This is a genomic window from Rhodococcus sp. BP-349, assembly GCF_019835845.1.
Lineage (GTDB): Bacteria > Actinomycetota > Actinomycetes > Mycobacteriales > Mycobacteriaceae > Rhodococcoides.
This window is the reverse complement of the sequence record NZ_JABUDR010000001.1, coordinates 1,902,677-1,922,778: the sequence shown is the minus strand read 5'-3', so window position 1 is coordinate 1,922,778 and position 20,102 is coordinate 1,902,677. Positions and strand designations below refer to the sequence as shown.

Annotated in this window: 19 protein-coding genes; 12 read left to right on the top strand and 7 right to left on the bottom strand. The window is 66.5% G+C overall.

Annotated features, from left to right (window positions below):
• The first annotated feature begins 33 nt into the window (after nucleotides 1–33).
• From HQ325_RS09115 to HQ325_RS09085, 7 genes are read left to right on the top strand one after another with little or no spacing between them, the layout of a single operon-like run.
• Nucleotides 34–912: an alpha/beta hydrolase gene (locus HQ325_RS09115; protein WP_308014324.1), complete on the top strand. Its 879-nt coding sequence runs from the start codon at nucleotides 34–36 to the stop codon at nucleotides 910–912.
• Nucleotides 909–1,667, top strand: a complete 759-nt coding sequence (locus HQ325_RS09110; RefSeq protein WP_222628202.1) for an SDR family NAD(P)-dependent oxidoreductase — start codon at nucleotides 909–911, stop codon at nucleotides 1,665–1,667. The genes HQ325_RS09115 and HQ325_RS09110 overlap by 4 nt, the downstream gene beginning before the upstream one ends.
• The gene (locus HQ325_RS09105; RefSeq protein ID WP_222628200.1) at nucleotides 1,660–2,412 is read left to right on the top strand and encodes an enoyl-CoA hydratase/isomerase family protein; all 753 of its coding nucleotides are present in this window, start codon (nucleotides 1,660–1,662) and stop codon (nucleotides 2,410–2,412) included. The genes HQ325_RS09110 and HQ325_RS09105 overlap by 8 nt, the downstream gene beginning before the upstream one ends.
• Nucleotides 2,409–3,227, top strand: a complete 819-nt coding sequence (locus HQ325_RS09100; protein ID WP_222628198.1) for a MaoC/PaaZ C-terminal domain-containing protein — start codon at nucleotides 2,409–2,411, stop codon at nucleotides 3,225–3,227. Before HQ325_RS09105 ends, HQ325_RS09100 begins: the two co-directional genes overlap by 4 nt.
• Nucleotides 3,224–4,591, top strand: coding sequence for an amidase (locus HQ325_RS09095; RefSeq protein ID WP_222628197.1), 1,368 nt, complete (start codon nucleotides 3,224–3,226; stop codon nucleotides 4,589–4,591). The genes HQ325_RS09100 and HQ325_RS09095 overlap by 4 nt, the downstream gene beginning before the upstream one ends.
• Nucleotides 4,592–4,623: 32 nt before the next feature.
• Complete coding sequence (locus tag HQ325_RS09090) at nucleotides 4,624–6,291, top strand: acyl-CoA synthetase (protein ID WP_222628195.1); 1,668 nt, start codon at nucleotides 4,624–4,626, stop codon at nucleotides 6,289–6,291.
• Nucleotides 6,292–6,339: 48 nt separating this feature from the next.
• The gene (locus tag HQ325_RS09085) at nucleotides 6,340–7,482 is read left to right on the top strand and encodes an acyl-CoA dehydrogenase family protein (protein WP_222628192.1); all 1,143 of its coding nucleotides are present in this window, start codon (nucleotides 6,340–6,342) and stop codon (nucleotides 7,480–7,482) included.
• A 59-nt stretch (nucleotides 7,483–7,541) separates the two neighbouring features.
• Here the strand turns inward: HQ325_RS09085 and HQ325_RS09080 are convergent, their stop codons facing one another.
• The 5 genes from HQ325_RS09080 to HQ325_RS09060 form a co-directional block, all read right to left on the bottom strand.
• The gene (locus HQ325_RS09080) at nucleotides 7,542–8,612 is read right to left on the bottom strand and encodes an adenosine deaminase (protein WP_037184105.1); all 1,071 of its coding nucleotides are present in this window, start codon (nucleotides 8,610–8,612) and stop codon (nucleotides 7,542–7,544) included.
• Nucleotides 8,613–8,720: 108 nt separating this feature from the next.
• Complete coding sequence (locus HQ325_RS09075) at nucleotides 8,721–9,497, bottom strand: amino acid ABC transporter ATP-binding protein (RefSeq protein WP_308014323.1); 777 nt, start codon at nucleotides 9,495–9,497, stop codon at nucleotides 8,721–8,723.
• On the bottom strand, nucleotides 9,494–10,951 hold the full coding sequence (locus tag HQ325_RS09070) for an ABC transporter permease subunit (protein WP_222628573.1): 1,458 nt from the start codon (nucleotides 10,949–10,951) through the stop codon (nucleotides 9,494–9,496). The genes HQ325_RS09075 and HQ325_RS09070 overlap by 4 nt, the downstream gene beginning before the upstream one ends.
• 43 nt (nucleotides 10,952–10,994) lie before the next feature.
• On the bottom strand, nucleotides 10,995–12,278 hold the full coding sequence (locus tag HQ325_RS09065; protein WP_222628190.1) for a thymidine phosphorylase: 1,284 nt from the start codon (nucleotides 12,276–12,278) through the stop codon (nucleotides 10,995–10,997).
• Entirely contained in the window at nucleotides 12,271–12,705 is a 435-nt protein-coding gene (locus HQ325_RS09060) for a cytidine deaminase (protein ID WP_222628188.1), read from the bottom strand. Before HQ325_RS09060 ends, HQ325_RS09065 begins: the two co-directional genes overlap by 8 nt.
• 252 nt (nucleotides 12,706–12,957) lie before the next feature.
• Between HQ325_RS09060 and sdhC the strand changes: the two genes are divergently transcribed.
• From sdhC to HQ325_RS09040, 4 genes are read left to right on the top strand one after another with little or no spacing between them, the layout of a single operon-like run.
• Complete coding sequence (sdhC, locus tag HQ325_RS09055) at nucleotides 12,958–13,365, top strand: succinate dehydrogenase, cytochrome b556 subunit (RefSeq protein ID WP_081821085.1); 408 nt, start codon at nucleotides 12,958–12,960, stop codon at nucleotides 13,363–13,365.
• Between the two features lie 3 nt (nucleotides 13,366–13,368).
• A complete protein-coding gene (locus HQ325_RS09050) occupies nucleotides 13,369–13,830 on the top strand; it encodes a succinate dehydrogenase hydrophobic membrane anchor subunit (protein WP_027503724.1) in 462 nt (153 codons plus the stop codon).
• A 12-nt stretch (nucleotides 13,831–13,842) separates the two neighbouring features.
• Entirely contained in the window at nucleotides 13,843–15,594 is a 1,752-nt protein-coding gene (sdhA, locus tag HQ325_RS09045; RefSeq protein WP_222628186.1) for a succinate dehydrogenase flavoprotein subunit, read from the top strand.
• Nucleotides 15,594–16,376, top strand: coding sequence for a succinate dehydrogenase iron-sulfur subunit (locus HQ325_RS09040; RefSeq protein WP_027503726.1), 783 nt, complete (start codon nucleotides 15,594–15,596; stop codon nucleotides 16,374–16,376). Before sdhA ends, HQ325_RS09040 begins: the two co-directional genes overlap by 1 nt.
• Before the next feature lie 64 nt (nucleotides 16,377–16,440).
• Here the strand turns inward: HQ325_RS09040 and HQ325_RS09035 are convergent, their stop codons facing one another.
• A complete protein-coding gene (locus HQ325_RS09035) occupies nucleotides 16,441–17,658 on the bottom strand; it encodes an acyl-CoA dehydrogenase family protein (protein WP_222628184.1) in 1,218 nt (405 codons plus the stop codon).
• 182 nt (nucleotides 17,659–17,840) lie between these two features.
• Between HQ325_RS09035 and HQ325_RS09030 the strand changes: the two genes are divergently transcribed.
• On the top strand, nucleotides 17,841–19,082 hold the full coding sequence (locus HQ325_RS09030) for an MFS transporter (RefSeq protein ID WP_222628182.1): 1,242 nt from the start codon (nucleotides 17,841–17,843) through the stop codon (nucleotides 19,080–19,082).
• On the opposite strand, the gene HQ325_RS09025 is transcribed toward HQ325_RS09030, so the two are convergent.
• Nucleotides 19,041–20,063, bottom strand: coding sequence for a LacI family DNA-binding transcriptional regulator (locus HQ325_RS09025; RefSeq protein ID WP_222628179.1), 1,023 nt, complete (start codon nucleotides 20,061–20,063; stop codon nucleotides 19,041–19,043). The two genes, HQ325_RS09030 and HQ325_RS09025, sit on opposite strands and share 42 nt — an antisense overlap.
• Nucleotides 20,064–20,102 lie beyond the last annotated feature (39 nt).

Genomic DNA, 20,102 nt, shown 5'->3' with positions numbered 1-20,102 from the left:
TCCCCTCACGGGCATCGACCAACGGAGACACACGTGCATCGCAGCTATCACACGACACCCGACCTGACCGTCTCCTACCTCCGTCATGGGAATCCGGGAGGTGAGACAATCGTTTTCCTGCACGGCATGGCAGAGACCTCCGAAAGCTGCTGGGCCCAGCAATTGTCAGATCTCGACCGGTTCGACTGTTATGCCGTGGACCTGCGCGGACACGGACAATCCACCGTCGGGGCGGCCGACGGAACTCTCGAGCAACTCGGCCGCGATCTCATGGCATTCATGTCATCGATCAGCGGGCCGGCAGTGGTCGTCGGTTTCTCCATGGGCGCCACCATCGCACTCTGGGTCGCCGCGCAACCGGATCACCTCATCTCCCATGTCGTCGCGATCGGTGGGTCGTCCGTCATTTCACGTCGCACCGCGCAATTCTTCGAAGACAAAGCGCGAACCGTGAGCAACCGCGAGCTCGATACCCTCCACAGCGACATCCTGACCGAAGTCAGCGACATGTTCGCCGCACATCCCGAGCGCGCGTCAGGGTACGGTCACCGGCGCATCGCCGCGATCGGCGAAGGCGACGGATACGCCAACGCAGCACTGGCCATGGCTCGTCTTCGCGACGCCCCGTTGCAACCACTCCTGGGGCAAGTCACCTGCCCCACCGACATCGTCGGCGGTGAACACGACGCATGGTGCCCCCGCAAGGCCGGTGACATCATCATCGAAGGGTTGACCCACGGTCACGCCCGATACACCGAGATCGCGGGCGTCGGCCACCTGATGTCCGTCGACGATCCGCGCGCGGTCTCGAGCACGATCGAGGCACTGATCACCGGACCACCCCCCGCCGCGACGACGACCACCACCACCACCACCACCACTTCCCCCACCCGGTCGGGAGTGTCCTCATGAACGACACCCGTGTCGCGCTGGTGACAGCCGCAGCTGGTGCGGGCATCGGCCGGGCCGTGGCCCGCCGCCTGGCGAGCGACGGCTTCACCGTCGTCGTCACCGATACCCACGAACGCCGCGCCGCGGAACTGGCCGGCGAACTGGCCGAACTTCACCACCGTCCCATGTCGCATCACCGTCTGGACGTCACCGACACCGACGCCATCGACGCCGTCGTCACCGATACTCTCGACCGCTTCGGACACATCGATGTCCTGATCAACAACGCCGGTTTCAGCGTCAGCTCGCCGATCGTCGATCTCGACATCGACGCTTGGCGGAAGTGCATCGACATCGACCTGAACGGAACCTTCTACTGCACCAGAAGCGTGCTGCCGTCGATGGTCGAACGCGGCACCGGAGCCATCGTCAACCTCAGCTCGACCGCCGCCTGGGAATCCATTCCCGATCACGGTTCGGCCTACTCCGCAGCGAAGGCGGGAGTACTGGCCCTGACACGCGTCGCCGCCTCGGAAGTGGGCAGACACGGGATTCGCGTCAACGCCGTCGCACCGGGACTGATCTACAACGACTTCCTTCGACGGATCTACCCTGACGACTTCTTCGCCGGGTTCGCCGAACGGCGCACCTTCCTCGGCCGACTGGGCACACCCGACGACGTGGCCAACGTCATCTCATTCCTCGCCAGCGACCAAGCCGCCTACGTCACCGGCGAAGTCTACGGAGTCAGTGGCGGGACGGCCCCGCATGCGTGACCGCACAGGCGCAGTGCTCGTCGAAGAACGCACGCCCGGGGAGATCCACGTGACGATCGACCGGCACGAACAACGCAACGCGCTGTCCACGCCCATTCTCGAAGCGCTCCTCGACGGTGTCCGCTGTGCGGAACGGCGGCGCACGCGAATCATTGTCATCAGCGCTGTGGGGGAACACTTCTCGGCCGGCGCGGATCTCGACGAGATCACAGGGTGCAAAGACGACCGCGCATGGTTCGACGCGATGTCGAACCTGACTGCAGCGCTGACGCAGTCCTCGGCGATCACCGTCGCGTCCATCACCGGCGCGTGCATCGGAGCAGGACTGGAACTGGCCGTGGGCTGCGACATCCGTGTGGCAAGCCACGACGCATTCTTCGCCATGCCGTCCGTGCGGATGGGTCTGGTGTACGACCCCACCGCCGTGACCAGAATCCGTGCCCTCGTCGGACCGACCGCCGCACAGCGACTCCTGGTCCTCGGAGAACGGATGTCCGCCTCCGACGCACACGGTCACGGCCTCATCACGTCGCTGACAGCCGACGCGAATGCCGACACCAGCCATCTGATCTCGCAACTCGACACCTCCCTCGACGCCGCTCGCGAGACCCTGAGGCTGATCAACGCGGCGGAGCCGACAGCACCCCGATGGCGCGACATTCATCACCGCTCGTTGGACACCCCCGAACGTGCTGCGGCCGTCGTGCGCGCACGTCGCAGAACATCCGACAAGAGTGCGCGATGAGAGTTCAGGACCTACCCGGTCGCGAGCTGGGACAATGTACCCGCAGTTACACAGAATACGACGCGGCGCTCTACGCACTGGCCGTCGGCGCCGGCGCCGACCGACTCGACCTGGTCTACGAACGAGACCTGTCACCCCTCCCCACTTTCGCTGCAGCCCTGGGACTGTGGGCCACCGAAGCCGTCGCTTCCGAATGCGGGTACGCCCCTACATCGGTACTGCATATCGGACAGACCCTCCACCTCCACATGCCTCTCGAACCCGCAGCCACCGTGGAGATGACGGCCCACGTGACCGATGTCCACGACAAAGGACACGCAGCTCTGATCGACATCCGCGTCTCGAGTTTCCACTTCGACTCGGGATATCTGATGTACGTGCGCGGCGAAGGCGGCTGGGGTGGCGCGCGGGGACCGTCCGCACGCCCAGACACAGACCGACCGAGACCTCCGGAAGTGGCTCGGGTCGACATCGATTCCCGAGCTGCCGCCCTGTACCGACTCACCGGTGATCTACAGCCCGTTCACATCGACCCTGTCGCCGCGGTGGCGGCAGGAATGTCAGGCCCGATCGTGCACGGATTGTGCACGCTGGGCACGATCGTGCGCGCCACCGCGGAGGCATTCGGTCATGCTGCCGTCGATGTCACCGATGTCGACATGAGGCTTCTCGCTCCGGTATACCCCTCGACCACAGTGGTTCTCAGCGCCGAGGAACGGACCCCGGGAGTCATCGATGTCGTCGCGAGCGTCGCGGACACCGCGGTGGCATCGGGACGAATGACCGTCGGCGCAGCACACGGACCACAGTCATGACCACCCCTCCCCTCCACGAACTGGACGCCACCGACCAGGCCCGCCATATTCGTGACGGAAGTGTCCTCCCCAGCGCCGCAGTCGATGCTGCGTTCGCCCGCATCGACCACCTGGACGAGGAACTGAACGCCGTCGTCACCACCCGCCGGGGTCCCGCCTACGACGAACTCGACCAACTGCCGAGAAACGCATCGTTTCGGGGTGTGCCCACACTGATCAAGGATCTCGGATGCCCGATCGCGGGAGAACCGGTCGGAAACGGCAACCGGCTGTTACACGACCAACGCTTCCTCGCCCCCCACGACAGCCACATCGTGAGCGGTCTGCGATCGGCCGGTTTCGTGGTGGTGGGCCGAACGAACACCGCAGAATTCGGCAGCACCATCACCACCGAACCACGAGTGACGGGAACGACCCGCAACCCGAACGGATCAGGACTGTCTGCGGGTGGCTCGTCCGGCGGCTCGGCTGCGGCAGTCGCCGCCGGCTACGTTCCGGTGGCGCACGGGACCGACGCATCAGGATCCATCCGGATACCGGCGGCAGCGTGCGGTGTGATCGGGTACAAACCCACCACCGGGCTGCTTCCCATGGACGAACTGGACCACGGAGGATGGCACGGGCTCTCCACCCACGGATTCATGGCACGCAGTGTTCGAGACATCTCCGCGGTGCTCGAAACGTTGACCCCCCGATCCGGGCCATCTAGCACTGTCGGCTCCGTCCACGTGCAGATCTTCCACGCCGAACAGGAACAGGACTCCCCCGACAACGAAACCGCACTGCGGTTCGCCGAGCAGCTGCTACGCAATCTCGGACACTCGACGAGTCGTGCTGTGCCGCAACCGATGCGTGATCATCACGCGTTCCACCGCGCCTTCGTGAACATGGTCGCCCTCGGTCTCACCGACGAACTCGCGGCCTGGGAGAAGCGACTGGACAGGCACTTCTCGGACACCGATCTCGAACCGGGAACACGCGCACTCGCCCGAATCGGTGACTCCCTCGACCGTGCGGGGCGCACCGACACACTGTCGTGGGCAGACGACACCAGAACTGCGTGGGAGCAATGGTGGAACGACGGGCCCGACCTCTTGCTCACTCCTGTCCTCGCCGGCGCTCCACCGCCGCACGGCTGGTTCACTCACCCCCGCGACGGCGGCCGACGAGTGCGCACCGCCATGCGTTACACACCCTATTTCAATGTGTCCGGCGACCCCGCCATCACATTGCCGTTGCACCGCACCATGAACGGGGCCCCGATCGGAATCCAACTGATCGCCCCACGAGGACGCGACACCGTGCTGCTCTCCGTCGCCGCGGCCGTCATGGCGGCCGCCGCCCACGTCGTCGCCGACCGCTGATCAAAATGACGTTCGCATCAGAAAGGACCACCGTGACCACCACGACACTTCACGATCTCGCCGCAGAGCGGGACATGCCCAACCACGAGGTGTGGGCCGCAGCCGAGCGACACCTGACGCGCCCTCTCGCCGAGGGCCTCAACACCGTCACCGAAGTATGTGACCGTTGGGCCGCCACAGACCCGACCCGCATCGCCTTCATCGTGCGCGACAGCGCCGACACACCCGGACGCCGGTGGACCTTCGCGGACCTCGCCCGGGTATCCGCGCAACTGGCCTCCGCGCTGAAGACCCTCGGTGTCAGTCGTGGAGACCGAGTCGCCGCGATCCTCCCGCAGGGCATCGAAGCTCACCTCACCGCGCTCGCGACGTGGCGTCTGGGCGCAGTTTTCGTCCCCGTCTACCCCGGATTCGGCGCTGCCGGTCTCGCCCAACGAATCGGACACTCGACACCATCGGTCATCGTCACCGACGGTCAATCCCATCCGGCGCTCCTCGACGCGATCGGATCGTCCGGCTCCTCGACACACGTGCTCGTCGTCGGCGACTCCGAGCAGGAGCGGACCGACGACCTCGACTACTGGACCGACGACGACTTCTGGACCCTGGTCCGACGCCACCTCCCGTTACCGACGGTCGTCGCCACCGCCGCCTCCGACACCGCGACCCTGCTCTACACCAGCGGCACCACCGGCATCCCGAAGGGCTGCCAACTCCCGCACTCGTACCTGGTGACGATGCAGCCCTTCACCCGGCACACCTACGCTCTTCGCGACGGCGACGTGTTCGCGTCCACCTCGAGCCCCGGTTGGGTGAACGGGCTGTACTCGGCCGGGTTCTGTGTCAGCGCACAGGGCATACCCCGCGTCATCCACACCGGCAGATTCGACGCAGTGGACTGGATTCGCATTCTCGATCAAGAACAAGTGACCTACTTCGCCAGCGCGCCCAGCGCAATGCGTCAAATAATCCCTGCCTTCCACACGGAGGGCTTTCCTTCTCGACTTCGCGGCGCAGCTTGCGCCGGCGAACACCAAGGCGCCGAACTCGGCCGGCAATGGTCGAGATTCTGCTCGGCACCGCTGCAGGAGACCTACGGCACCACCGAGATCGGATTGGTCATGGCAACCCCCGGCTACGACGGCAACCCACCCGAACCGGGCTCGCTGCCGCCCGCGGTGCCCGGTTTCGAGGTGACCCTCCTCGATTCCACCGGAGCCCCTACCGACGCGGACACCGGCATCATCGGTATCCGCACCGACGGCGGACCAGCGGGATGCACCGGGTACCTCGACGCCCCCCTCAAATGGGCCGAACGCTGGACCGACGACTGGTACATCACCGGTGACCTCGCACGCCGAGACGACGACGGCCGACTGTCGTTCCTCGGGCGCGACGACGACCTCATCGTCACTTCCGGATACAACGTCGGTCCCGCAGAAGTGGAGAACATCCTCTCCCGCCACCCTCTCGTTCTCGACGTGGCGGTGTTGGCGCAATCGGACAAGCAGCGCGGATCGGTCGTGCGGGCCGTCGTCGTCGCGGCGCCCGACAGCGACCAGAAGCAACTCACTGCCGACTTGAAAGCCCTCGCCCGAGAGCAGCTCGGGCGCCACGCCTACCCGCGCATCGTCGATTTCGTCGATGACCTGCCACGGAACGCCGCAGGGAAGATGCAACGCCGACTACTGCGTTCGTGACCCCGGCGTTCACCCACACCGCACACCAGAACTGTCCAGGAGAACAACATGTACTTCACTCGAGACCAGCTCGACTTCGCCGCGTCCGTCGCCGACTTCTGCACAGCGGAAGTCGGGACGCGCGAGAAGCGTAACGGCTACTCCGACAACGGCACTGTCATCCACAGCAGAAAACTCTTCGCCAAGATGGCACGGCTGGGCTGGGCCGGAATAGCCATCCCCGAAGAGTACGGCGGGTCCGGCGGCGGACTGGTGGAACAGTGCTTGTTCTTCGAAGAGACAAGTCGCGCCCTAGCACCTGTTGCCGCGGCCGCGAGCACTCAGCTCGTCGCTCAAACCATCCTGAAGTACGCCAGCGAAGAACAGAAGCAGCAACGCATCCCCATGCTGGTGGACGGCGCATCGATGTCGCTCAGCCTATCCGAACCTGAAGCCGGTTCCGACGCCGCCAACGTCGCCTGTAAGGCGGTACGCGACGGTGACAATTTCGTGATCAACGGGCAAAAGACCTGGGCCTCCTACGCACATCTCGTCGACCGCATCCTTCTCGTCGTGAGGACCAGCCGCGACGCTGACGCCAAACACAAAGGCCTGACGATGTTGGACGTCGACCCCACAACAGAAGGAATGACTGTCCACGAGATTCCGACCATGGGGTCGCGTGAGGTCAACGACATCTACCTGACCGACGTGTCGGTACCCGCATCAGCGGTGGTGGGCATCGAGGGTGGAGCATGGCGCCAAGTCATGTCGGGTCTCAACAGCGACCGCCTGATCATTGCAGCCCAAGCGGTCGGCAACGCCCGTCGAGCACTGCAGGACGCGACGGAGTTTCTCGGCCAACGCCGCCAGTTCGGAAGCACGCTGTCCTCGATGCAAGCACTGCGGCACCAGATCGCCGATCTGGCCACCGAGGTGGAAGCCGCCCGAGCCCTGACGTTCCTCGCCGCGCATCGCGTTCAAGAGCGCGTCGGAAACGACAAGGAATTGACCCGACTGACCTCGATGGCCAAATTGAAAGCTACCGAGACTGCGCGGAAAGTGGCGCTGGACGGCATCCAACTGCTCGGAGGATACGGCTTCACCAAGGAATTCGACATGGAGCACATCGCCCGCCACACCATCGCTGCGGCGATATACGGAGGGACCAGTCAGATCCAGCGCGAGATAGTCGCGCGGACGCTGATGTGACAGGCACGGGCCGGCAAACGACGCGCTCAGGCTCTGGACTCGGGGTCACCGAACGACCCCTACCCCAACAACACCCGGTACCCCGGCTTCACGACGTCATCGATCAGTGCCAACCTCTGGTCGAACGGCAGGAACGATGACTTGAGCGCGTTGATGGTGAACCGCTCGAGGTCAGACCACCCGTACCCGAAGGCCGTGGCCAGCCGATACATCTCCTTGCTCATGGAGGTGTCGCTCATCAGCCGGTTGTCCGTGTTCACGGTGACGCGGAACCGTAAGCGGGCCAGAATGTCGAAGGGGTGCTCCTCGATGCTGGCCACGGCGCCCGTCTGGACGTTGGAGCTGGGGCACAGTTCCAGCGGAATCCGCTTGTCTCGCACATAGTTCGCGAGCTGGCCGAGTTCGCGGGCGCCGTCGGCGTTCGTGGTGATGTCGTCGACGATGCGCACACCGTGGCCCAACCGGTCCGTGCCACAGAACGCGATCGCTTCGTGGATGGAGGGCAGGCCGAACGCCTCGCCGGCGTGAATGGTGAAGTGTGCGTTGTTCGCCCGCATGTACTCGAACGCGTCGAGGTGCCGGCTCGGGGGGAAGCCCGCTTCCTTGCCTGCGATGTCGAAGCCCGCCACGCCCTGGTCGCGGTACCGGACTGCCAGTTCGGCGATCTCGCGGGAACGGGCAGCGTGCCGCATCGCGGTGAGGAGGCACCCGATGACGATGGGCCGACCGGCCGCACGGGCGGCGCTCTCGCCCTGACGGAACCCTTCGAGGGTGTGCTCGACGACCTCGTCCAGCGTCAGCCCCTTCTCGAGGTGCTGCTCGGGCGCGTAGCGCACCTCGGCGTAGACGACACCGTCGGCGGCCAGATCCTCCGCGCACTCGCGGGCCACGCGCTGCAGGCCCTCGGCCGTCTGCATGACGGCGACGGTGTGCGCGAACGTCTCGAGATACAGCTCGAGGGAGCCGCTGTCGGCGGCGTCGCGGAACCACCGGCCGAGGCTCTCCGCGTCCGACGCGGGAAGCCCGTCGTACCCGCACTCGCTCGCGAGTTCCAGCACGGTCGACGGGCGGAGCCCACCGTCGAGATGGTCGTGCAACAACGCCTTCGGCGCGCGGGCGATGTTCTGCATGTCCAGGGGTGCCGGACCGCTCAGTCGTGCCGCGCTGTCCGGAGCAACCGTCAGATCGTCATCCATGTCCCGACTGTAGTGTTCGCGGCCGCGCCCCGCGCTCCTCGCCTACAGCGGGTCGAGGATCCGCTTGAGGAACTGTTGCGTCCGCTCCTGCGCCGGGTGCGTCAGCACATCGGTGGGGGTGCCTCGCTCGACCACGACTCCCCCGTCGACGAACAGCACCTGGTCGGCCACCTGCTGCGCGAACCGGATCTCGTGGGTGACCACGACCATGGTCCAGCCCTCGCTCGCGAGGTTCTTCATGACCGACAGCACCTCGCCGACGAGCACGGGATCGAGCGCCGAGGTGGGCTCGTCGAACAGCATGAGTTCGGGCGCCAGCGCGAGTGCGCGGGCGATCCCGACGCGTTGCTGCTGGCCGCCCGACAGCTGGAACGGGTACTGGTCCTCCTTGCCGGTGAGACCGACCTGCGCGAGCAGTTCCCTGCCCGCCGCCTCGGCCTCCGCCCGCGGGTGCTTCTGCACGATCACGGGACCCTCGACAACGTTCTGCAGCACCGTCTTGTGCGGGAACAGGTTGTGGCTCTGGAACACCATGCCGCTCTGTGCACGCAGCGCTGCCGTCGCCGACCGGACGCGGCCACGCGGAGCCGACGCCAGCTCACCGAAGTCCGCGGACACGTCGCCGATGCGCACGGTGCCGGAGTCCACCGGGTCGAGCGCGTTGAGCCCGCGCAGCAGCGTGGTCTTGCCGGAGCCGGACGGACCCACGACGACGGTGACCGTGCCGCGGTCGGCGGTGAAGTCGACTCCCTGCAGGACGTGGTTGTCGCCGAACGACTTCCGCAGTCCCGTCGCCTCGATCAAGGGCTTCTCGGTCATCGCGCCACGTACCTGTCCAGTCGGGTCTCGAGTCTGCCCTGCACGGAGGACAGGACGATGCAGATGATCCAGTAGTACACCGCGGCCACCGAGTAGAGCGCGAAGAAGTCGAAGGTGGGGGCCGCCGCGAGCTGCGCCACGCGGAGCAGCTCGGTGACCAGGATCGTGGACGCCAACGATGTGTCCTTCACCAACGAGATCAACGTGTTGGACAACGGCGGCACCGCGGTGCGCAGCGCCTGCGGCAGGACGATGCGCTGCAGCGTGGTGCGGTACCCCATGCCGATGGTCTCGGCCGCCTCCCACTGGCCCTTGGGCACGCCGAGGATGGCTGCCCGCACGATCTCGGCCGCGTACCCACCGACGTTGATGCTGAACGCCACGACCGCCGCCGGGAACGGCGAGATGACCACCCCGAACTGCGGCAACGCGTAGAACACGATGAACAGCTGCAGCAGCAACGGAGTGCCGCGGACGATCGAGACGTAGAAGCGCGCGAGCAGCGACAGGGGTCGGATCGAGGAGATCCGGGCCAGTGCCACGGCCAGCGCGATCGCGAGACCGATGACGAAGCTGATCGCGGTGAGCGGCAACGTCGTGGTGACGGTGGCCTTCAGCATCGGCACCAGGTTGCGGGTGATCAGTTCCTGCGTCGACTCGGTGGCCCCGGCCTCGGCGGTGGGGGCGGTGGCCGCGGCGGTCTGCGGATCAGGCACCGCGACGTCGGACCCGAAGTAGCGCTCCGAGGCCGCCGCCAGCGTGCCGTCGTCCTGCAGCTCCTCCAGCGCGGTGTTCACCTGCTCCATCAGGCCGCTGTCCTTGCGGGCGGCGAAGGCCTGCAGGCTGGTGTCCCCGGTCTGGGCGGCGACGGCGACACCCGTGTCCCCGGTCTGCGCGAAGTACTCGGCGATAGCGAGCGAGTCGTTGACGGTGGCATCGACACGGCCGTCCTTGACCAGCGTCACCGCCTGGACGAATCCCTCGACAGCCTGCACCTGAGCGCCGGCGTCGGTGGCCACCTCGGCCCAGTTGCTCGTCGACGACTGCGCCGTGGTCCGGCCGGCCAGATCCGCCAGCGAGGTGATCGACGTGTCCCCCGCCCGCGCGACGATCTCGCCGTCGGACACGGTGTACGGACGCGAGAGGTCGTACTTTGCCTGTCGCTCGTCGTTGACGGTCACCTGGTTCGCGATGAGGTCGAAACGGCCGGACTCGAGACCGGCGAAGATCGAGTCGAACGGCGTCTGGACGAACTCGACGCGGACGCCGAGCTTCTCCCCGACCGCGCGGACGACATCGATGTCGTACCCCGTCAGGTCACCGTCGGACCCCTGGAAGCTGAAGGGGCTGTACGTGCCCTCCGTGCCGACAACGAGCACACCGTTGTCGGTCACCGTGTCGATCAACGGCTCGTCCGACGACGACCCGCACGCGCCCAGCAGAATCGCGAGCATCACCCCCACCAGCGCGACGAGGGACCACCGAGCGCGCGTCACGCTACGTACCGATCCGGTCCAGGATCAGCGGCGAGACAACAGGAGCGTCGTCGCCGACGGCCCACCCGTCCGTCAGTGCCTCGAGCGCACCGTCGAACCGTTCCGGGGTGTCCGTGTGCAGCGTGAACACCGGACTCCCGGCGGACACCCGCTCTCCCGGTCTGACATGCATGCGCACCCCTGCTCCTGCCTGGACCTGCTGGCCCTGCCGCTCGCGCCCGGCACCCAGCCGCCAGGCAGCGATACCCACCGCCATGGCGTCCACACGGGTGACCACGCCGTCGCGGTCGGCCACGACGTCGTGAGTATGTCGTGCCACGGGCAGCGGCGCATCGGGATCGCCACCCTGTCCGGCGATCATCGACCGCCACCGGTCCATGGCCGTGCCGTCGCGCAGCTTGTCGGCCGGATCGACGCCGTCGAGTCCGGCGGCCGCGACCATCTCCCGCGCCAGCGCGAGAGTCAGCTCGACGACGTCCGCGGGGCCGCCGCCGGCCAGGACGTCGAGGGATTCCTGCACCTCGAGAGCGTTGCCCGCGGTGAGCCCGAGCGGGGTGGACATGCCGGTGACCAGGGCGACCGTGCTGACGCCCGAGTCGGTGCCGAGCTCGACCATCGTCGCAGCGAGCTCGCGCGCCTGATCCAGCGACTTCATGAACGCACCCGATCCGCACTTCACGTCCAGAACCAGTGCGCCCGTCCCCTCGGCGATCTTCTTGCTCATGATCGACGCGGCGATCATGGGGATCGACTCGACGGTGCCGGTGACGTCGCGCAGGGCGTAGAGCTTCTTGTCCGCCGGGGCCAGATCCGCACCCGCAGCGCAGATGACGGCGCCGACAGCGGGGTCGTCGAGCAATCGGGTCATCTCATCGGCCGTGAGGTCGGCCCGCCAGCCCGGAATGGACTCCAGCTTGTCCAGCGTGCCGCCGGTGTAGCCGAGACCGCGTCCCGACAGCTGCGGCACCGCCGCACCGCACGCTGCGACGAGGGGTGCGAGCGGGAGCGTGATCTTGTCCCCGATACCCCCCGTGGAGTGCTTGTCGACGGTGGGACGCGAGATGGACGAGAAATCCATGCGGCTGCCCGAGGCGATCATCGCGTCGGTCCACTCACGGATCTCCCCGCGTGTCATGCCGCGCAGCAGAATGGCCATCGTGAGGGCCGACATCTGCTCGTCCGCCACGTCGCCACGGGTATAGGCGTCGACCATCCACGAGATCTGGTCCGAAGAAAGGGTGTGGCCATCGCGTTTGGTGGCTATCACCGATACGGCATCAGGCATCGGTCACCGCCTTCTCAGCGGTGTTCGAGACCTGCCCGGCGGCGAGATCGTCGGGGCCGAACGCCTCGGGGAGGAGGTCGCTCAGTGGACGCACACCCGACGCCGTGTCGATCAGCAGATCGCCTCCGCCGAACTCGAACAGAAGCTGCCGACAACGGCCGCACGGCAGCAGGATCGAGCCTCGACTGTCGCAGCACGAGAACGCGATCAGTCGTCCGCCGCCGCTCGCGTTCAGCGCCGACACCAGTCCGCACTCGGCGCAGAGCCCGAGACCGTATGAGACATTTTCCACATTGCATCCGACGACGATGCGTCCGTCGACCACTGTCGCAGCAGCCCCCACGGGGTAGTTCGAATAGGGCGCGTAGGCGTGGGTCATAGCCTCACGAGCACTGTCGCGCAAGGATTTCCAGTCGACTTCCGGCATGAGGGCGATCCTGTCACGTCGAGGCTGTCACTGCAGGCAACTCCGAGCGACCCATCAGGTCATTGGACAGGCAAACCTAACTTCCGGTCCGCACGGAAACGCCAGGCCCAACGCGAATTAGTGCGTGTCCGAGCATGGGATTAGAGTTCGAAGAAGTCGTTTCACACACACGATCGAGCTGGATTTCTCCGGTATCTCTCCGGGCGTCTTCGCTCGTCGCGTCCATCAATGATGTTGGAGGCACTGCACTCGATGGCTAGCACGACCGAAGCCGCCCCGACGCGGGAGCGCACGCGGTCTCTGTACCGCGGAGACCCTGGCATGTGGTCCTGGGTTCTGCACCGGATCACCGGTGTCGTCACGTTCTTCTTCCTGTTCGTGCACGTCCTGGACACGGCGCTCGTCCGCGTCGATCCCCAGGCGTACAACGACGTGATCGACACGTACAAGACGCCGATCGTCGGCCTGATGGAGCTCGGCCTGGTGGCCGCGGTGCTCTACCACGCACTCAACGGCATCCGAGTCATGCTCGTCGACTTCTGGTCGAAGGGAACCCAGTACCAGCGCCTCATGCTGTGGGTCATCCTCGGCATCTGGTTCGTCGTCATGATCCCGGGCGCGGCACGCATCCTCTACAACACCTTCACCGGGGGGCACTGAGCCATGGCGACCACCGACGCAGGTGCCAAGCAGGCACGCACGCTGGGAACGTCTCACGACCGTCCCGCCAGCCTCGACAATCCGCGCTCACCGCGCCGGAAGAACCGCGGCAACTTCGAGCTCTACGCATGGCTGTTCATGCGCTTCTCCGGGCTCGCGCTCGTCGTCCTCGTCCTCGGCCACATGTCCATCATGTTGCTGCTCGACGACGGTGTTCACCGCATCAACTTCGCCTTCGTGGCCGGCCGCTGGTCGAGCCCGTTCTGGCAGGTGTGGGACCTGACGATGCTCTGGTTGGCGCAGCTGCACGGCGGCAACGGTCTGCGGACCGTCATCGCCGACTACTCGCGCAAGGACTCCACGCGGTTCTGGCTCACCACGCTTCTGGTGCTCTCGATGATCCTCATCATGGGTCTGGGCACGTACGTCATCTTCACGTTCGACCCCAACATCACCGCCAGCTAGGGGAGAGTGCACATGCAGGAACATCGTTACGACGTACTGATCGTCGGTGCCGGTGGTGCAGGTATGCGCGCGGCGATCGAGGCCGGTCCGCGCGCCCGCACCGCGGTGCTCACGAAGCTCTACCCCACTCGCAGCCACACCGGCGCGGCGCAGGGCGGCATGTGTGCTGCCCTCGCCAACGTCGAGGAGGACAACTGGGAGTGGCACACCTTCGACACGATCAAGGGCGGCGACTACCTGGTCGACCAGGACGCCGCCGAGATCATGGCGAAAGAGGCCATCGACGCGGTCCTCGACCTCGAGAAGATGGGCCTGCCGTTCAACCGCACGCCCGAGGGCAAGATCGACCAGCGTCGCTTCGGCGGGCACACCCGTGACCACGGCAAGGCGCCCGTGCGCCGTGCGTGTTACGCCGCCGACCGCACCGGTCACATGATCCTCCAGACGCTGTACCAGCAGTGCGTCAAGCACGACGTGGAGTTCTTCAACGAGTTCTATGCTCTGGACATCGCGCTGACGGAGACCGACGAGGGCCCCGTGGCCACCGGCGTCATCGCCTACGAGCTGGCCACCGGCGAGCTGCACGTGTTCCACGCGAAGTCGATCGTGTTCGCCACCGGCGGTTCGGGTCGTATCTACAAGACCACCTCGAACGCCCACACCCTCACCGGTGACGGCATGAGCATCATCTTCCGCAAGGGCCTGCCGCTCGAGGACATGGAGTTCCACCAGTTCCACCCGACCGGCCTCGCCGGACTGGGCATCCTCATCTCCGAGGCCGTGCGTGGTGAGGGCGGAATCCTCCGCAACGCGGACGGTGAACGCTTCATGGAGCGCTACGCCCCCACCATCAAGGACCTCGCGCCGCGCGACATCGTCGCCCGTTCGATGGTGCTCGAGGTGCTCGAGGGTCGCGGCGCCGGACCGAACAAGGACTACGTCTACATCGACGTGACCCACCTCGGCGCCGACGTCCTCGAGGAGAAGCTCCCGGACATCACGGAGTTCTCCCGTACGTACCTGGGCGTCGACCCGGTCACCGAGCTGGTGCCCGTGTACCCGACGTGCCACTACGTCATGGGCGGCATCCCCACCAAGATCCGCGGTGAGGTGCTCCGCAACAACGACGACGTCGTCCCCGGCCTCTTCGCCGCCGGCGAGTGCGCCTGTGTGTCCGTGCACGGCTCCAACCGTCTCGGTACCAACTCGCTGCTCGACATCAACGTGTTCGGCCGTCGCGCCGGCATCGCTGCCGCCGAGCACGCCAACAGCGTCGACTTCACCCCGCTGCCCGAGGCTCCGCAGAAGATGGTCGAGGACTGGCTCGAACTCATCCTCTCGGATCACGGCAACGAGAAGGTCGCGACCATCCGCACCGAGCTGCAGCAGTCGATGGACAACAACGCGTCCGTCTTCCGCACCGAGGACACCCTCAAGCAGGCCCTGAGCGACATCCAGGGACTCAAGGAGCGCTACGGCCGGATCACCGTGCAGGACAAGGGCAAGCGCTACAACAGCGACCTGCTCGAGGCCGTCGAGCTCGGCTTCCTGCTGGAGATGGCGGAGGTCACCGTCGCCGGTGCTCTCAACCGCAAGGAGACTCGCGGCGGACACGCTCGCGAGGACTACCCCGAGCGCGACGACGTCAACTTCATGCGCCACACCATGGCGTACAAGGTGGGCGAGGGTCTGCTCTCCGATATCCGCCTCGACTACAAGCCCGTGGTGCAGACCCGCTACGAGCCGATGGAGCGTAAGTACTGATGAGCGCACCCGCTATCGACAAGTCCGAAGACAAGGGCGGTCTGCCTGCGGTTCCGGACGAAGCAGTGATGGTCACACTGAAGATCGCTCGCTTCAACCCGGAGGACGACAAGGGCTCGCACTGGGACAGCTTCCAGGTCCCCACCCTGCCGACCGACCGCCTTCTCAACCTGATGCTGTACGTGAAGAACTACCTGGACGGCACGTTCTCGTTCCGCCGTTCGTGCGCGCACGGCGTGTGCGGCAGCGACGCGGTCCGTGTCAACGGTGTCAACCGTCTGGCCTGCAAGGTCCTGATGCGCGACATGCTCCCGAAGGACTCCTCGAAGTCCCTCACCATCACGATCGAGCCCATCCGCGGTCTGCCCGTGGAGAAGGACCTGATCGTGAACATGGAGCCGTTCTTCGACGCGTTCCGTGCCGTCAAGCCCTACCTGATGACGTCCGGCAACGAGCCCACGCGTGAGCGAATCCAGTCGGCCGCCGACCGCGCGCGGTTCGACGACACCACCAAGTGCATCCTGTGCGCGTGCTGCACCACCTCGTGCCCCGTGTACTGGAACGACGGCAGCTACTTCGGTCCCGCCGCCATCGTCAACGCACACCGCTTCATCTTCGACAGCCGTGACGAGGGCGCTCCCGAGCGCCTGGACATCCTCAACGACGTCGAGGGTGTGTGGCGCTGCCGCACCACCTTCAACTGCACCGACGCGTGCCCCCGTGGCATCCAGGTGACGAAGGCGATCCAGGAAGTCAAGCGCGCACTGCTCTTCGCACGCTGATCCTCCCGCACCACCACGAGAGCCCGCTCCTGCACTGCAGGAGCGGGCTCTCGTGCGCTTCGGACTAGACGAACGCCGAGTACCCCGTCACTCCCCTGCCGACGATGAGGTTGTTCATCTGCGACGTGCCCTCGTACGAGTACAGCGCCTCGGCATCGGTGAAGTAACGGATCACGTCGTAGTCGAGCACGATGCCGTTGCCGCCCATGATCTCTCGGGCCCAGCCCACCACCTCACGCAATCGCGTGGTGGTGTAGCTCTTGGACAGTGCCGCGTGCTCGTCGTGCTGCACCCCGGAGTCCTGCAGCTGCGACACCCGCAGTGCCATCCCGAGGCACGCGGTGATGTTGCCGGCCATGCGCGCGATCAGATCCGAGATCAACTGGAACGACGCGATGGGCGCCCCGAACTGCTCGCGCTCCTGTGCGTAGGCCACCGCCTTCTCGAACGCACCGATCATCACTCCGACCGCGCCCCACGCGACGCCGCCGCGGGTGAGGGACAGGACCTTGGCGGTGTCGGCGAACGAGTTCGCGTGCTCGAGCTTGTTCGCGGCGGGCACCCGGCAGTCCTCGAAGTACAGATCCGCGTTCTCGACCGCGCGCAGTGAGTACTTGCGCTCGATCTTCTCCGCACGGAATCCCTCGGGGAAGCCGTCGTCGCCCTTCTCGAGGACGAAGCCCTTCACCTCACCGTCCGCCTCGTCCTTCGCGTAGACGATGATCAGGTCGGCGAAGGTGGCGTTGCCGATCCACCGCTTGCTGCCGTTGAGGATCCAGTGGTCGCCGTCGAGCCGCGCCGTGGTCTCCAAGCCACCGGCGACGTCGGAACCGCCGTGCGGCTCGGACAAGCCGAAGGCGCCGATCTTCTCCATCCGGCGCATGGCCGGGAGCCACCGCTCCTTCTGCTCGTCGGAGCCCAGGATGGCGATGCTGCTCATCGCGAGCCCGCTGTGGACGGTGAACATCGTGCCCGTGGACGGATCGACCCGCGAGAACTCCATGCCCAGCCACCCGGTGAAGACCTTGCGTGCGGGCGCGCGACCGTCGAACTCGTACTCCAGACCGACGATCCCGAGATCGGCCAGGCGCGGGAGCAGATGGACCGGTGACTCCGCCTTCTCCCAGAACTCGTTCGCGCGCGGGGCGACCTCGTCCTCGAGGAAGCGGCGCACCACCCCGACCGTCTCCGACTCCTCGTCCGTCAGAATGCCCTGGTAGCCGAACATGTCCGCGGCGAGGAACCCTTTCGAGAGAGGTCCCAGCGGTTCGTGCTTGCTCATGTGCGACTCCTGTGTCGGTCGTCCGGCGAGTGGTCGGGTGACGCCTGTGTCTGTCACCGTGCTGCACGGATACCCCGACTGTCCCGAGATCAGTCGAACCCGTCGAACGGACCTCGAGGTGTTCTCGAGGTACCGGGAGTCCCCGCTGTGCGGCCTCGGCGAGGTGGGGCCATAGTTGTGCGGTGACAGAACCCGGGGGCAGCTCGACGACCGAACCCACCATCGGCCGCGGGCTGGTGCTCCTGCTGGCCGTCACCTGCGGCGTCCTGGTCGCGAATCTGTACTACGCGCAACCGCTGCTCGACACGATCGCTCGCTCCTTCGACATCGAGGAGGGCACGGCGGGGATCCTCGTCACCACCGCGCAGATCGGCTACGCCATCGGTCTGGCGTTCCTCGTCCCGCTCGGCGACCTGATCGAACGGCGGCGCCTCATCGTCACCGCCGCCCTGATCTGCGCCGTCGCGGACGGCATCGCCGTGGTGTCCCCCGGATTCCCCATGCTCGCCGCCGCCCTCGTCCTCGCCGGGGTGGGCGCGTCCGCCGCCATGGTCATCGTCCCGCTCGCCTCGGCCCTCGCCGCGGAGGAGGATCGCGGACGCACCGTGGGCACCGTCATGAGCGGTCTGCTCACCGGAATCCTGCTCGCCCGCACCGTCAGCGGGTTCCTGTCCGAGCTGGGCGGCTGGCGGCTGGTCTACGGGGTGGCCGCCGTGGCCATCGCCCTGCTCGCGGTGGTGCTGCGGAAGTACGTTCCCGTGTCGACTCCGGTGGTGACCGACACCTACCGCGGCATCCTCGTCTCGATCCTGACGCTCGTGCGCCAACTCCGAGAGCTCCGGTTGCGCATGGCGCTCGGCGCGCTCCTGATGGCCGCGTTCTCGGTGCTGTGGACCGGGCTCGCGTTCCTGCTCGCCGCTCCGCCGTTCTCCTACGGTGACGCCGTCATCGGCCTGTTCGGCATCGCCGGGGTCGCCGGGGCGCTGATGGCACCCCTCGCCGGGCGCATGACCGACAAGGGACACGGACGGCGCGCGACGACGCTGTGCCTGTCGATCCTGCTGGCCAGCTGGGCGCTGCTCTTCCTCGGATCGGGCAGCTCCGCCGTGTGGGCCGTCGTCGTCCTGATCGTCGGCATCATGGCTCTCGACCTCGGTACCCAGGGCGCTCACATCAGCAATCAGAACGTCGTGTTCGTCCTCGATCCGCCGGCGCGGAACCGCCTCAACACCGCGTACATGGTGAGCTACTTCGGCGGCGGAGTCCTCGGTTCCGTGGCCGCGTCCGTGAGCTATTCCGTCGGCGGATGGGCCGTGCTGTGCCTCACCGGGGCAGCGATCTCCCTCGCCGCACTCGCCATCTGGTTCCTCGGCCGCAGCGTCTCATCGGGGAGTGTTGTGCGGAGTGACCACGTGCACGGGTGACGGCTCGTCCCGAACACCCTCCAGGGCACCGGCGGCCTGCATGAGCAACCGGCACGCCGACCGCGCGTCCGCACGCAGATCATGGTGCAGCACAGCAGAGATGGAGCGTTCGGTCAGCAGTCGACGGTTGTCCGCGTCGAGGTCGTGGGCGATGAACACCCGGCACCGACGACCCACTCGCTCGAAGGCCCGTACGGTGGCGACGTTGCCGCCGCCGATGGAGTAGACCGCCTCGATGTCGGGGTGCAGTGTCAACGCCTCGACCACCAGATCCTCCACCGTGTCGTCGAGTCCACTGCTGCGGGCGATGTCGAACACCGCCCGCGGCACCCCGGACGCCGTGCGGCGCAGTGCCCGACGGAACCCGATCTCCCGTTCGCCCTCGTTGCGGAACGTGTCGTGGCTCAACGTGACCAGCACACTCGACGTCGACTCCCCCAGCCACTGATCGACGAGGTACGCCGCGGTGGCGCCCGCGGCGCCGTCGTCGATGCCCACGTACGCGGTGCGCGCGCTCGACGGCACGTCGCTGACGTAGGTCACCACCGGGATGCCGGCTGCCACGACGGCGTCGAGCGCGTCGGACACCTGCGGATCGTCCGGCGCCTTGACGATCAGTCCGTGCGAGCCGCGCGCGCGGATGCCGTCGAGCGTCTCGAGCATCGCGGGCACCGACTCCGTCTCTCGGAAGTGGAACCGCGACCGGACCACGGCCGGTGACAGCATCGGCAACTCGGCCTCGAGGGCGGACCGCACCTGGGAACAGAAACGCTCGGGTGCCTGCATGACCACGTCGACGAAGAACTTGCGCCCCGACAACCGCAACTGGGTGCGCTGCTTGTCGAGGTCGGCGATGGCCTGGCGCACCTCCGCTCGGGTGTCCTCCCGGACACCGGGCCGCTCGTGCAGCACCCGGTCCACGGTCGCCTCGCTCAGGCCCGACTGCTGCGCGATCTCCCGCACTTTGTAGCGATGTCCCACAGCGGTGTCCTCTCGAGGTGTTTTTGATGCGTTCAGAGT